This is a genomic window from Colwellia sp. KU-HH00111 (assembly GCF_040362745.1).
Classification (GTDB): domain Bacteria; phylum Pseudomonadota; class Gammaproteobacteria; order Enterobacterales; family Alteromonadaceae; genus Colwellia.
On sequence record NZ_BAABWO010000004.1, the window covers coordinates 58677 to 73853 of the forward strand.

A 15177-nucleotide genomic window follows, 5' to 3' on the forward strand; every position below is an offset into this window, starting at 1 on the left:
ATTCTCTGATAATTTAATTGGACCGGGTTATTTTGCCTAAGCTTGCTTTAAAATACAACTTAGCTTTGGCTAAACAGCTTCTTACGCACCATAGCGCGATAATCTTTAGGTGTTAATGCCAAGCTTTGTTTAAATAATCGGGTTAAATGCCCCTGATCTTGATAACCCACATGATAGGCAATTTCTTGTATCGATAAATTACTCGATGCTAAAAGTTCTTTTGCGGTTTCTATGCGTAATTGTTGCCAATATTGGGTAGCACGTAGGCCTGTAGCCATTTTAAAGCGGCGGGTAAAAGAGCGCTGGCTTAGGCCAAATTCTTGTGCCAGTTCAGCCAAACTTAAATCACTATTTAAATTGGTGCGCAGCCAAAATTGAATTTGTGCAATAAGCTCGTCAGCATGTCTGTCAACAGCGCCTTCTAAATAACGCTGTTCTTCGTAAGGTTTTCTTATTTCATGAGAAAAATTACGCTCAACATTTTGCGCCGCAGCCCGGCCATAATGTTGATTGATAAGATGAACAATAATATCAGCTAACGCGTTTAAACTGGCGGCGCAGTAAATACGCTCTGATTGGGTAATAAAAAAGTCAGGCTTTAGCGCAACTTTTGGATAATCGCGTTTGAATTGATCCACATAATGCCAGTGAGTGGTTGCACTATGATCATCTAGTAAACCTGATTCAGCCAAAAAACAAACGCCGGTACCTACAGCAAGTAATGTTGAGCCTTGTTGCCAGCAGTGTTTCAACCAAGCAATAAGTTTACTGTGTTTTTTTAATATTGGCCTTGGATTCCGCCACAAGCTGGGCACTAAAATAATATCGGGTATTGTTGCTTTAGTGCCACTTAGCTGTGCAATAGTAACATCAGGTAAAAACTGTATACCTGCTCTAGAGGTCACTGCGCTAGCTTCTTGGCTGACTAATTGAGTATGCAATCTTATAGAGCCTTTGTTATAGCGTCGTGCAAAAGCTTCGCCAGCAAGTAACATTTCTAATGGTAATGTTAACCCTGTCGCTAAAACATGCTGATAAATTATTAAGCTAACGTGCAGTTGCTCTGTTGATACTTGGTGATCCATCGTTTACTTGTGGTAAATTAACTATTGTTGTGGCCATTATGGCATATTTTATGGCCAGAATAGATTGTTGTTTTAAATTAATTGCCTTTAAACTGGTGTTATTAGGTTTATTGTAGTTAATTAAATTAGGTTTGTTATGACATCATCATTACCGGTAGTTATTGGCATGGGCGGTATTAATGCTGCAGGTCGCACATCATTTCATCAAGGCTTTCGACGTATCGTTATAGATAAAATTAATGCACAGGCGCGTGAAGAAACCTTTGTCGGTTTAGCCAGTTTAATGAAGTTGGTGACATTAAAAGGTAGCCAATTAGTTGATCAACAAGGCGAGATTGTTGCTGCTAATGAAGTAGAAGCTAAATTTGGGCAACAAATAATAGCGGGGACGTTAATTAGAAAAATTGAAAAAAATCATTTTGATGTTGATGCCACCCATTGGCATCAAAAAATGCATGTACGCCCTATCGATAAAACTATTACTTTTGAATTACGAGCGAAAGAGTTACCGCATCCTTTGCCTCATGCTTGGCAGGTTACCGACCTAGGCGCAGGTAAAGTGAGTGTAGAAATTCCAGAACACTTAACTATTTCTCATGATGCTTATCGTGACAATCCTATTAAAGCCGCAGGTCAAATGCCAACAGGTTTTGAACCAGGAGCGCTTTATAATAGTCGTTACCAACCTCGAGGTTTACAAGCCACCATTTTTGCTGCAACAGATGCAATACGTTCTACGGGCATTGAGTGGGATGCTATTTTAGATAAAATTAGTCCCGATCAAGTGGGCACCTATTCAGCGTCTGTGGTTGGACAAATGCAACAAGAAGGTTTAGGCGGATTATTGAAAAGTAGACTGTCAGGCTCTCGCGTTAGCACTAAGCAGTTAGCGTTAGGGTTAAATACTATGTCTACTGACTTTATCAATGCTTATGTGACCGGCAATGTGGGTACTACATTTTCTTCATCAGGTGCATGTGCAACCTTTCTTTATAATTTGCGTTCGGCAGTGCAAGATATGCAAGCAGGGCGAATTCGCGTTGCTGTGGTTGGCAGCGCTGAAGCGCCAGTAACACAAGAGGTGATTGAAGGCTTTGGTAATATGAGCGCCTTAGCTAATGAAGAAGGCCTGAAAAAATTAGACAAGAGCGATAAAGCCAACCATCGTCGTACTAGCCGACCGTTTGGTGAGAATTGTGGTTTTACTATTGGTGAAGGTGCACAGTTTGTGGTGTTGATGGATGATGCACTTGCCATGGAAATGGGCGCCAAAGTCATGGCATCAGTTGCCGATGTTTTTGTTAACGCAGACGGTTATAAAAAATCTATTACAGCACCTGGCCCAGGTAATTATATTACCATGGCAAAATCAGTCGCATTAGCGCAAACTATTGTTGGTAAAGAATCTCTACAGCAACGCAGCTTTATTCTAGCCCATGGTTCAAGTACCCCACAAAACCGTGTAACAGAATCACTAATATATGATCGCATAGCAACCAGCTTTGATATTACTAATTGGCCAGTAGCTGCGCCAAAAGCCTTTGTCGGTCACACCATAGGGCCGGCCAGTGGCGACCAAATGGCAATGGCACTAGGTGTTTTTAGTGATAATATTATGCCTGGTGTTACCACAATTGATAAAGTCGCTGATGATGTTCATAACAATCGTTTAAACATTGCAACCGAACATTGGCATTGTGAAGATATGGACGTTGCTTTTATTAACTCGAAAGGCTTTGGCGGTAATAATGCCACCGCGGTTGTTTTATCAGCAAAAGTAACGTTAGCTATGATGGCAAAACGTTACGGCGAGCAAGCCATGCAAGACTATCAACAAAAGCTCACCTTAGTTGAACAAGCACAAGATACCTATCGTCAACGCGCTAACCAAGGCGAATTTGATATCATTTACAAGTTTGGTGAAGGTTTGCTCGATGAAAATAGCATCGATATTACTGATGACAGTCTAAGCTTTAATGAATTCAAACATAAAATTGGTTTACCAACTACTAATCCGTTTGATGATATGGTGTAGTTATTTATTCAAATAGACCTGTCAAACATAAAGCAGCTTCGGCTGCTTTTTAGTTATTTATGAACCATTTGACTTATGTAGTGTCTATTTAATACCTACTGGCTGTTATAGAAAAAGTACTACGAAATTGTTAGATGGATTAGTAATAAAAGGGAATGAACCTGCTCATGCGCCCACTCCGGTTGCTGCAATAAGTCCTGATTCACAACAAAGGCATTACCTTAGCATTGTTATTTCGGTACTTGCTCATTTGTTGTTAGTGGCTTTATTGCTTTATTTCGCACAAGAAAAACAGATCAAGTTGGTAGCTCCTGTTGACAAGGCGATCAAAAGTTATTTGTATCATGCACCTAAAAAAAAGCTGGAACGAAAACCTACAATTGAGACTGAAAAAGCTAAGAGTAGCCCACAAGTAATTGAGCAAAATTCGGTTGAAGCTATAACAACAGAGTTAAAAAAAGTCGCCGGTAATCAGCAGGAAAAACCCAAAAAATTAAGTTTACCATCTGTTGACACTGCTCAGAATAAAGCGACTCTTCATCAATCAAAGCAAGCTAAATTCTCAGCGTATAAACAACTCGGCCGCTTACGTAATCGTATTACCGATAAAGTGATGACGGAGGAGTTAACCAAGTTACAACAATTTAGGTCACCATCTGTTATGCATGCGCAGCAAGCAACAGTACCTCACTCGAAGGCAGCATTATCCCCAGAGCAAGTCCGCAGAAAAAATACCGTAAAAATGTCGAATGATATCGCTATGACTAAGCACGATAACGGTACGTGTACTATTGAAAGATCACAATTTCTTGGTAGCCCAGTTGAGGGCTCTAGTTCTGTATTTGCATGCGGAGAAAGTAAGTTTGACAAAAATTTTCGTCAGCACATGAAAAAAGTGCAAAAGAAACTCATGTCACAGGGTGTAACTAAATAAGCAGAAAAATAAATACACAGCAGTAAAAAATAACTGTACATAAAAACAGTTGTTGCGGTATGCTTATCTTATTATTTTGTTAAGTGTGTTGCCTCGTTGAAGTTATATATTGCAGAAAAACCCAGTTTAGCGCGAGCGATAGTTGAGGTATTACCTAAGCCGCATAAAAAAAATGATGGCTATATTGAATCAGGCAATGGCGATGTGGTCACTTGGTGTATTGGTCATTTATTAGAGCAAGCACCACCACAAGATTATGACGTTAAATATAAAAAATGGGAAGTTGAACACCTACCCATTATTCCACAGCAGTGGCAGTTAAAACCGAAAACAAAAACGCGAAAACAGCTTGGCGTTATTAAAAAACTGATTAAACAAGCTGATATTATTGTTAATGCTGGTGATGTTGATCGAGAAGGTCAAATTTTAGTGGATGAAGCAATAAGTTATTGCGGTGCATCTAAAACGAAAATAGCCAATGCTCAGCGGTGTTTAATTAGTGATATGAACTTAGCAGCGGTTAAAAAGTCAGTCAAAAACCTAAAACCTAATCGTGATTACATTCCTCTAGCGGTTTCGGCGCTAGCAAGGGCAAGAGCAGATTGGCTTTATGGTTTAAATATGACGCGGCTGTGTACTTTGCAAGGGCAAAAGTCGGGCTACCAAGGCGTGTTATCAATAGGGCGGGTGCAAACTCCAATTTTGGGATTAGTAGTTAATCGTGATATTGAGATAGAAAACTTTACCTCAAAACCTTTTTATCAAGTACTTGCAAATATTGCGACGGCTAACGGTGAAAAGTATCAAGGAAAGTGGCAGCCTAGCAAGGCCTGTGAACCTTATATGGATGAAGAGCGCCGAGTGTTGTCGAAAAAACTGGCAGTTAATGTTGTTGAACGCATAGACGACCAACCGGGAAAAATTGTTAAGGTAAGCCAAGATAACAAACAACAAAAACCTCCGCTGCTTTTTAGCTTGTCTGGCTTGCAAATTGCGGCGGCTAAAATGTTTGGCATGAGTGCCAAGCAAGTGTTAGACATATGCCAACAGTTATATGAAAAGCATAAGTTAATAACTTACCCGCGATCTGATTGTCAATATTTACCTTCTGAGCACTTTAATGATGTGGCTGCTGTTACTGATGCCATTAGCGCATTATCGTCTACATTAGCAACGGCACTAAATAAGGCGGATCTGAGTAGAAAAAGCAAAGTGTGGAATGATAAAAAAGTAAGTGCCCATCACGCTATTATCCCTACCGCTAAAAAAAGAGCTACAGGTGTGTTGTCAGCAGATGAAGTGAAAATATATGAGTTAGTTGCTCGGCAATATGTGGCCCAGTTTTATCCTGATTTTGCTTTTTTTGATAAACAAATAAACACCGAAATAGCCGGAGGACTGTTTATTAGTAAACAAAAAGATGTGATAAATAACGGTTGGAAAGATTTATTTGTCGGCGTCAATAAAAAATCAGACCTTGCATCATCAACGGCGACCCCATCGCTAGCTGATTTTGCCGCCAAGTCATTACCTAAGGTAAAAGTAGGGGAGAACGTTCATTGCATACGAGGGGAACTTGTAGAGAAAAATACTACCGCGCCTAAACATTTTACTGATGCAACGCTGCTAGCCGCGCTAACGGGTATCGCTCGCTATGTGAATGATGCGCAAATTAAAAAAGCCTTAAAAGAATCTGACGGTTTAGGCACTGAAGCAACGAGAGCCAGTATTATCGAGTTATTATTTACCCGTCAATTTTTAACACGAAAAGGTAAAGAGATTATTGCCACAGACATCGGGCGAAAACTCATAACAGCATTACCAATGCAAATATCGCAACCCGATATGACAGCATTATGGGAAGCTCAACTAGAAGCTATAAGTGTACAAAGCTTTAATTACCGCTCTTTTATGTCGGGGGTGGAGGCTAATTTGCAGCAACTTATTGTTGATGTAAAAGATATATCCTTGAGTGGCTTGCCTAAATCAGCGCCTCGATACAATAAAAGGAAATTTTCTAGAAAGCGCACCAGCAAAAAATGATGATTTGATATGAAAACCGAGCTAACACTTAGACTTGTGCCGATAACACCTTTTCAAAGGCAGCCGCATCGATAGGGCGGCTAAAATAGTAGCCCTGAATTTGGTCACAACCAATTAAATTTAAGAAGTCTAATTGTGCCTTGGTTTCAACCCCTTCGGCAATAACGGTGAGATGTAGGCTATGACCAAGAACATTAATTGCTTCAACAATGGCCGCATCATCGGTATCTGTTGCAAGGTCAGCAACAAAGCTTTGATCTATTTTTAACTTGTTAATTGGAAAACGCTTTAAATACGCCATTGATGAATAGCCTGTGCCAAAGTCATCAATAGAGAGTAACACTCCCATGTTATTTAAGTATTGCAGCACTTGTATATTTTCTTCAACATGCTCCATAATGCTGCTCTCTGTTAGCTCAAGCTCTAAATAAGCGGGTGTTATACCTGTAAGTTTAATTACCTCTTCAACTTGTTTCGTTAGGTTGTTACTCAGAAATTGTCGACTAGAAATATTGATTGCCATTTTTAACTTAGGCAAGCCGAGTTCACACCATTGTACTTGTTGCTTACAAGCTTCTTCCATTACCCATAAACCTAGTTCTTTAATCAGTCCTGATTCTTCAGCAATAGGAATAAATAGGTTAGGCGGTATTAATCCTCGGGTGGGATGCTGCCATCTAACTAACGCTTCACAGCCAATAATTTTGTTACTCGCTAAATCAACCTGGGGTTGATAATGTAAAACAAATTCTTTCGCGGCTATTCCTTTACGCATATCATTTTCTAATAACAACCTATCTTCAGCTTGAAGGTTCATTTCAGCGGTAAAAAATTGAAAACGATTTCTGCCACTGTCTTTTGCTCGATACATTGCAATATCAGCATTTCTCAATAAGCTATCGGCGTCGGTTCCATCAACAGGGTAGGTACTAATGCCGATACTGCTAGTTACTACCACTTCGGTGTTGCCTAATAAAATTGGTTTGGCAATTTCCTTCAATACTTTTTCAGCAATACCGGCGACATTTTTGCTATTGTTAGTCCCCATCACCAAGATGACGAATTCATCACCACCAATTCTAGCAATAGAATCTTCATCTCGTATGAGATGCTTTAGCCGTTGTGCTACATGTTTTAACAGTAAATCACCAATTAAATGGCCTGAAGCATCATTAATGAGTTTGAAATTGTCTAAGTCTAAATACAATAAAGATAAGTTATGTTGTTGACGATCTGCGTAGTTTATCGCTAATTCTAGTTGTTCATGGAATGACGCGCGATTGTGTAAACCGCTAACAATATCAAAGTGCGCTAACTTGAATATTCTGTCTTCATCTACCTTTTTTGCCGATATATCGTCAAATATACAAATGTATTGTGCTATTTTTAACTGCTCATCACGCACCGCAGCCATCGTCAACCAAGAAGGGTAAACCTCACCGTTTTTCCGTCTGTCCCAAACTTCACCCTGCCAGCTGCCATGCTCGGTTATGCTACTCCATAAGTTTTTGTAAAAAACCTCATCGTGCTTTCCTGATTGTAACAAACGTGGATTTTTGCCTACCACTTCATCAATTGAATAGCCGGTAACGTTGGTGAAAGCAGGATTTACCCGTAAGATTAAAGCATTACCATCAGCAATAATGATTGGTACAATGCTTTCTTGAAACACAATTTCAGCTAATTTGAGTTCGTCGGCGGCTTGTTGTAAATCGCCCGACTGTTGAGCCACTAACGTTTTAAGGGCTAACTGACTTTTCGCTAGCTGTTTATTGGCAACTTTCTTTTCTTGTATACTTGCAGTAATAATTAAGGTAGCTAGCATCATAACGGCAATGAAACTTTGTAAAAGTAAAACAGCTTCAATTTCACTGCCTATTGCAAAGGGGCCGTAGCCATTTTTGGTGCCAATAATGGCAAACAACGCAATAATCACAATATATAAGGTTGCCCCTAAATGACCAAACCGGTAACCAGCCCAAAGCGTTATCGGTAAGTAGATAAACGCAAAAGGGTAATGCTCTTTTCCTACAATGAGCATATCACTAAACACTATAAGAATACTCGATGCAGTGATTATCCACAAAAGGCTATCAACTTTGGAAAAGGTTTTTAATTGTGCTTTATCGAGTTGCCCCCATATTAATAAAAATGGGCTGATGATTAACCCGCCAACTAAACTACTTAACCACCATGCCGACCACTGAGCGGGGTAAATGGTTAAACTCATGTCGTTATCAATAAATAGTGCTGCCATTCCTATTGAAGCACTGATCATGGTTGTTACTGTGATGATCAAGGAAAACTTAGCGACTTTCACCACGGAACTAAATGGCGAGCTGCCAAGATAGCGAATTATTAGCCAACAAGCGGTGCTTGCTTCTAAGGTGTTACCTACAGCTATGGTAAAGTTGGCGAATATAGGGATACCCGAAGTGATATTTACTATCAGGGTGGCAATAAATATTGCAGGCCAATAGGATAAACCATAATAACAAACAGCAGCAATTGCCAGACCAGTGGCAGGCAACATTGGTGTAATGCCAGTGTGTTCAAAAGTAAGCTGCTGTCCTAGTTTGGCTATAAAGCAATAAGCAAAAATAATGGATAACCAATAAAACAGCTTTTTTGAAGTGGTCGGCATTTTGTCACATAATGATTGATTTCTGTACCATTCACCTTAGCAGTGATTTGGTGTTATTTCTATTTAGATGATGATTTTTTTCACATTTTATTATGATAGCTATAAGAAAAATAAAAATATTTTGCTTCACTTCAATTTGTTGTATACGTTTACTTAGCATGTTAATTATGGTTTTGGGTTGTTAGATTGAGTAGGTCTAATGCTAATGATTTAAGTTTTATTATTAAAAAGCCTTTATTAGTTTTATTGCTGATGGCACCATAAAACTTTTTATAACCACTAACTTTGCCTTGGGCAGAACATTAATAGAGAAAAATATGATTATCTTGCAAAATGCGATGGAAAAAAGCAATCTTTATAAAGTGGATGAATTTGGCGTTAAAAATTATAATTATGCAATTTTAGGCTCTTTTTCTTTAGCCGTATTTTCCATACTAAACATGGCGTTAGGTTATGTTGCTTTACTTGCTGAAACTAATGCGGTTGATTCACCAGTGCAAAATTATGCCGATGCTTTGTGGTTGATGCTAATGTCATCTACGACCATTGGTTTTGGTGATGTTTACCCTATTACCTTTATTGGTAGAGCCGCGGTGTTTGTGATGTTTATTTTAGGAGTTGGGATCTTAGGTGGTGTTGGTGCAGTGTTTGCTAATAAAATATTCGGTTTTGCTGATACTAATATAAAAAACAGAGAACTTAGAAAGCAAAACGAACAGATATTTGCTCAAAATATTAAAATTCAGCAAAAATTAGAGCAACTAGAAAAATCTTTAGCGGCTTTATCAAAATAGTTCGTCCGTCGATACTTGCTTATGAAAAGTCATAAGTTATTGAGTATAAGTAAATTACATTAATTGAGTTGCCACTTATTTATAAGGCTTAAACTTGTTTTCCTGCAAGCAATTGACTCTGTTCATTAATGGATGCTTCAAGGTAATGACGAAATGCTGATACACGCGCATTATTTTTTAGCTCTGGATGCGATAGCACCCATAACCCTAAATCGAATTCAGTTTTTGGTTCGCAATAGCGCATGAGTAAGGGATCTTCATCACCGATAAAACAGGGTAGAAAAGTTACGCCTAAATTGGCATGTACCGCAGATAAAATCGTCATGGCATCATTACTGTTAAATTGATGATTTTTGTTACCACATGAATGTTTGGTCCATGATTTATGATAATCACAGCATTGTGCTCCTAGCCACTTTAAACTATCTGTGGAATGTTTTTCAGACGTTAGGTAGTTAACGCTACCATATATAGTTGATGCAACTGTAGCGATACGCTTACCTATAAGCATCTGAGGTGGGGTGTTAGTTAACCTAATGGCTATATCAGCTTCTCTCTTCACTAGGTTAATAGTGTCGCTGGATACAATAACATGTAAATCAATATCAGGATAAAGCTGACAAAACTTGTGAAATATTGGCATGAGTATGGTTGCAGACATACTGTTGATTGTAGTGACGCGAAGTGGTCCAATTAACGAATCGTTTTTGCCCGTTAGTGTGCCATCAATACTGGTAATTTCTTTTTCTATATTCAGTGCAGCAGCCGCTATTTTTTTCCCTGCTTGGGTTAACTCACAAGCATTATTAGCACGGCTAAATAAACTGACACCTACATTTTTTTCTAAAGCTTTAATGCGCCTTGATACGGTGGAATGTTGCACATCGAGGCTTTTTTTGCCGCTTGACTAATAGTTTTATAACGAGCAACGGCTAAAAAAATTTTTAAATCGTCCCAATTCACTGTCTTAGCTCCCCTGTGCATTTATGCACATTATGTTTCATTTTTTCGCCAATTGAAAATCGTTAAAAAGCCACTTAGGCTTGTTGTTAGGATAAATGCTTGAGCGCATTTAACAATATAGTAAACAAACAAAGGATTATAAAATGAGTGAAAAATCATTGTATGAACGTCTCGGAGGCTATGATGGGGTTGCTGGCTTCGTCAATAATTTATTACCAAGATTACAAGAAGATAACCTGTTAAGGCGTTTTTGGGATCATCGTGTCACCGATCGTCTTGAGAAAGAAAAACAGTTGTTAATTGACTATTTATGTACTAATGCTGGCGGCCAAGTGCATTATACTGGGCGCGATATGAAGTTATCTCATCAAGGAATGAAAATAAGTGAGCTTGACTGGCATGTGTTTTTAGAACATGCCACAGCAACAATGGAAGCCTTAAACGTTCCAGAGCAAGAACGAATTGATGTGTCTCAATTCGTTGCAAGTTTAAAAGACGATATTGTTGAAGTGAGTGAGTAACGGCTACCCTTGTTTAGACTTTTTAAGGGCTTTGTTTTGGCGGCGTTCATTTATTATTGTTGTTACATCACCACCTAGGTGGTTTTCACCGCGTTTGGCAGCTAGTGCTATTTGGCGCTCACGTTCAGCAAAACGATGGCGTTGTTGTTCGCTTATTTTGTTGTAGCAGCGGTGACAACTAACGCCTTTAACATAATGCTCACTTTGCTTTTCTTGTTCGGTTAACGGAAAACGACAGGCAAAGCATTGATCATATTTACCTTGAGTTAAATCGTGGTTTACCGCGACGCGACCATCAAAGACAAAACATTCACCTTGCCATAAGGTTTCCTCTTTGGGCACTTCTTCAAGATATTTCAAAATGCCGCCTTCAAGGTGATAAACCTCTTCAAAGCCTTGCTCTTTTAAGTAGGCAGTTGATTTTTCACAACGAATGCCACCAGTACAAAACATCGCCACTTTTTTATGTTTAGTATGATCCAAGTTTTCCTTAACATACTGTGGAAATTCACGAAACGTTTCAGTATCAGGATTTAATGCGCCTTTAAAGGTGCCAATTTCTACTTCGTAATCATTGCGGGTATCCACTAATACTACTTCAGGATCTGAAATTAAAGCATTCCAATCTTTGGGTTTTACATAAGTTCCAACCACTTGGTTAGGATCTATACCTTCAACACCCATAGTGACAATTTCTTTTTTTAGTTTTACTTTAGTACGGTGGAAGGGGTTTTCATCGATATAAGATATTTTGTATGAAATATGATTTAGGTGTTCGTCTTCTGCGAGAAAAGCTAACACTTGTTCGATTGACGATTGATTGCCTGCTATCGTGCCATTAATGCCCTCTGCTGCTAATAGCAGCGTGCCTTTAACATCAAGGCTTATCATTTTAGCGAGTAAAGGCTCACGTAATGCTTTATAGTTTTCAAGACGGACAAATTTATATAACGCGCAAACATGAATGTTAGGGTTTTGTTTGTCGGTTGTTGTTTTCGACGCTAGGTGTTGTGAACTCATATGTTTTCTCTAGTGAACTTGCTGGAACGTAAATCCAGTGCTGTAGATTAATAACCTGATGTTGAATCTTTGATCTAGATCAAGTTTTGAGCGCGCATTCTAGCAGAAACAAAATTTGTTGAACATATTACAGACAAAAAAATACCACCTTGAGTAATCAAGATGGTATTTTTCTTTAACTATTTGGATTTTGCTTTAATTTAAGTGATGCTATTTCTAGGCGGAAGCACGGAGCCTATGACTATAGGTGAGTACTTTCAACAACGAAATAGTGAAACTTAATGACAAGAAAAGGTCAAATTAAGCTTCAACTTGCAAAATTACAGTATCCGCTTTTTTGGTGTACTCTTCCATTTTGTCAAAGTTTAAGTAACGGTAGGTATCTGCGGCAGTGGCATTAATTTTAGCGGCGTACTCCATATACTCAGCAGGGCTTGGCAACTTACCTAAAATAGCACCAACGCCAGCTAATTCAGCTGAAGTTAGGTAAACATTTGCTCCTGTACCTAAACGGTTAGGGAAGTTACGGGTTGATGTTGATAGTACGGTTGTATTATCGCCGACACGTGCCTGGTTACCCATACACAGTGAACAGCCTGGTGTTTCAACGCGAGCGCCCGCTCTACCGTATATATTGAAGTAACCTTCATCTTTGAGTTGCGCGCTATCCATTTTAGTTGGCGGAGTAACCCACATACGTGTAGGTAACGAACCATTAAAGTTTTCAATCAATTTGCCTGCGGCGCGGAAATGGCCGATGTTGGTCATACAGGAGCCGATAAATACTTCATCAACGTCTACACCCGCAACTTCAGATAGTAATCTCGCATCATCAGGATCGTTAGGACAACATACAATAGGCTCTTTAATATCATTCAAATCAATTTCAATAATGTGAGCATATTCAGCATCGGCATCTGCTTCCATTAATGAAGGGTTGGCTAACCATGCTTCCATCGCCTTTATGCGACGAGTAATGGTGCGAACATCGCCGTAACCTTCACTGATCATCCATTTAAGCATCACGATGTTTGAATTTAAGTATTCAGCAACGGCTTCTTCTTCAAGTTTTATTGTACAACCAGCAGCAGAGCGCTCAGCTGAAGCATCAGATAATTCAAATGCTTGCTCAACGGTTAAACCTTTAAGGCCTTCAATTTCTAGCACACGACCAGAAAATTCATTGATTTTTCCTGCTTTCTCAACCGTTAGTAAGCCTTTGTTAATGGCGGTATAAGGAATAGCATGAACTAAATCACGTAGGGTAATTCCCGGCTGCATTTCTCCCTTAAAGCGAACCAAAATTGATTCAGGCATATCAAGTGGCATAACACCGGTAGCCGCAGCAAAAGCAACTAAACCAGAGCCAGCAGGGAAAGAAATCCCTAATGGGAAACGTGTATGAGAATCACCACCTGTACCAACAGTGTCAGGTAATAACATGCGGTTTAGCCATGAATGAATTACACCATCACCGGGGCGAAGAGACACACCACCACGGTTCATCATAAAATCAGGCAAGGTGTGATGAGTAATCACATCAACAGGTTTAGGATAAGCGGAAGTATGACAGAAAGACTGCATAGTTAAGTCGGCAGAAAAACCTAAACAGGCTAAATCTTTAAGTTCATCACGGGTCATTGGGCCAGTGGTATCTTGTGAGCCCACAGTGGTCATTTTAGGCTCACAGTATTGACCGGCGCGAATACCGTCAATCCCACAAGCTTTACCGACCATTTTTTGGGCAAGTGTAAACCCTTTGTTTGATGCAGCAACTGAGGGCTGCTTAGCAAATAATTCTGGTGCAGGTAAGCCTAACGCTTCACAAGCACGGGTGGTTAAACCTCGGCCGATGATTAACGGGATACGGCCGCCTGCGCGCACCTCATCTAATAATACTGGGCTAAGCGTAAATTCAGAAATTACCTCACCAGCCGCATTTTTTACAACGCCTTGGTATGGGTAGATATCAATAACATCGCCCATGTTCATTTTTTGCACGTCTAACTCAATAGGCAAAGCACCTGAGTCTTCCATGGTGTTGTAGAAAATAGGGGCAATTTTACCGCCTAAACAAACACCACCACCACGCTTATTGGGAATACATGGAATATCATCACCCATAAACCATAATACCGAGTTAGTAGCTGATTTACGAGATGAGCCAGTACCGACTACATCACCCACATAGGCCAGAGGAATCCCCTCTTTTTGTAGCTCTTCAAGTTGAGCTATCGGGCCAACAACCCCGTCTTCGTCAGGGGTGATACCTTCACGGGCAATTTTTAGCATCGCTTTGGCGTGTAAAGGAATATCTGGTCGAGACCATGCATCAGGCGCTGGTGATAAATCGTCAGTGTTGGTTTCGCCAGGTACTTTAAATACTTTGACGGTAATTTTATTTGCCACTTTAGGCTTATTGGTGAACCATTCGCCATTTGCCCAAGATTGCATTACCGCTTTCGCTTGTTCGTTTCCAGCATCTGCTTTTTCTTTGACATCATGAAAAGCGTCAAACATTAATAATGTTTTTGATAAACCTTGTGCGGCAATGTTGCCTAACTCAGCACAATCTAACAGATCAATCATAGGCTGAATATTATAACCACCTAGCATGGTGCCAAGTAGTTCAGTAGCTTTGGCAGCATCTAAAATAGGTGAGGTGGTTTCTTTTTTAGCGATTGCAGCTAAAAAGCCTGCCTTAACGTATGCTGCTTCATCAACACCAGCAGGCACTCGATTGGTTAATAAATCGATTAGAAATGTTTCTTCGCCAGCGGGAGGATTTTTAATTAATTCAACTAATGCTGCTGTCTGTGCAGCGTCTAAAGCTTTAGGTACGATACCTTGGGCAGCTCGCTCTGCAATGTGGTTACGATATTCTTGAAGCACGATATTCACCTTTTTATTAGGAGACACTAGTCACTTTAGTGATGACTCACAAATATAGAGCCAATTTAAGACAAAGCGTTTTAAGTCTCTAGGATTAAAAATACTTAGTAATAATACAATATTGTCGACACTTTTTGGTGTTACGTATTATTCATCATGGTTATTTTCAATATCTACTCTTTCTATAGTTGCTACTTATCAATCATTTACACTATTTTTTGTTTTTTGTTGTACGACTATAATACT

General features: G+C 39.5%; 10 protein-coding genes. 5 read left to right on the forward strand and 5 right to left on the reverse strand.

Going from position 1 to position 15177, the window contains the following annotated elements; genetic code table 11:
* Positions 1–59 precede the first annotated feature (59 nt).
* Entirely contained in the window at positions 60–1085 is a 1026-nt protein-coding gene (locus ABXG98_RS08980; RefSeq protein WP_353538332.1) for a GlxA family transcriptional regulator, read from the reverse strand.
* A gap of 136 nt (positions 1086–1221) precedes the next feature.
* Here ABXG98_RS08980 and ABXG98_RS08985 point away from each other — a divergent pair, with 136 nt between their 5' ends.
* The 3 genes from ABXG98_RS08985 (at position 1222) to ABXG98_RS08995 (ending at position 6097) form a co-directional block, all read left to right on the forward strand.
* Positions 1222–3120, forward strand: coding sequence for a beta-ketoacyl synthase (locus ABXG98_RS08985; RefSeq protein ID WP_353538333.1), 1899 nt, complete (start codon positions 1222–1224; stop codon positions 3118–3120).
* 127 nt (positions 3121–3247) lie between these two features.
* The gene (locus tag ABXG98_RS08990) at positions 3248–4054 is read left to right on the forward strand and encodes a hypothetical protein (protein WP_353538334.1); all 807 of its coding nucleotides are present in this window, start codon (positions 3248–3250) and stop codon (positions 4052–4054) included.
* 96 nt (positions 4055–4150) lie between these two features.
* The gene (locus ABXG98_RS08995) at positions 4151–6097 is read left to right on the forward strand and encodes a DNA topoisomerase III (RefSeq protein WP_353538335.1); all 1947 of its coding nucleotides are present in this window, start codon (positions 4151–4153) and stop codon (positions 6095–6097) included.
* 28 nt (positions 6098–6125) lie between these two features.
* On the opposite strand, the gene ABXG98_RS09000 is transcribed toward ABXG98_RS08995, so the two are convergent.
* Positions 6126–8741, reverse strand: a complete 2616-nt coding sequence (locus ABXG98_RS09000; RefSeq protein WP_353538336.1) for a bifunctional diguanylate cyclase/phosphodiesterase — start codon at positions 8739–8741, stop codon at positions 6126–6128.
* Between the two features lie 317 nt (positions 8742–9058).
* On the opposite strand from ABXG98_RS09000, the gene ABXG98_RS09005 reads away from it, so the two are divergent.
* Positions 9059–9535, forward strand: a complete 477-nt coding sequence (locus ABXG98_RS09005) for an ion channel (RefSeq protein WP_353538337.1) — start codon at positions 9059–9061, stop codon at positions 9533–9535.
* Positions 9536–9623: 88 nt separating this feature from the next.
* Here ABXG98_RS09005 and ABXG98_RS09010 read toward each other — a convergent pair whose 3' ends face one another.
* Complete coding sequence (locus tag ABXG98_RS09010; protein ID WP_353538338.1) at positions 9624–10418, reverse strand: LysR family transcriptional regulator; 795 nt, start codon at positions 10416–10418, stop codon at positions 9624–9626.
* A 223-nt stretch (positions 10419–10641) separates the two neighbouring features.
* Between ABXG98_RS09010 and ABXG98_RS09015 the strand changes: the two genes are divergently transcribed.
* Complete coding sequence (locus tag ABXG98_RS09015) at positions 10642–11019, forward strand: group I truncated hemoglobin (RefSeq protein ID WP_353538339.1); 378 nt, start codon at positions 10642–10644, stop codon at positions 11017–11019.
* A gap of 3 nt (positions 11020–11022) precedes the next feature.
* Here the strand turns inward: ABXG98_RS09015 and trhO are convergent, their stop codons facing one another.
* Both trhO and acnB read right to left on the reverse strand, forming a co-directional pair.
* A complete protein-coding gene (gene trhO / locus ABXG98_RS09020) occupies positions 11023–12039 on the reverse strand; it encodes an oxygen-dependent tRNA uridine(34) hydroxylase TrhO (RefSeq protein WP_353538340.1) in 1017 nt (338 codons plus the stop codon).
* 300 nt (positions 12040–12339) lie between these two features.
* Positions 12340–14931, reverse strand: coding sequence for a bifunctional aconitate hydratase 2/2-methylisocitrate dehydratase (acnB, locus tag ABXG98_RS09025; RefSeq protein ID WP_353538341.1), 2592 nt, complete (start codon positions 14929–14931; stop codon positions 12340–12342).
* Positions 14932–15177: the final 246 nt, after the last annotated feature.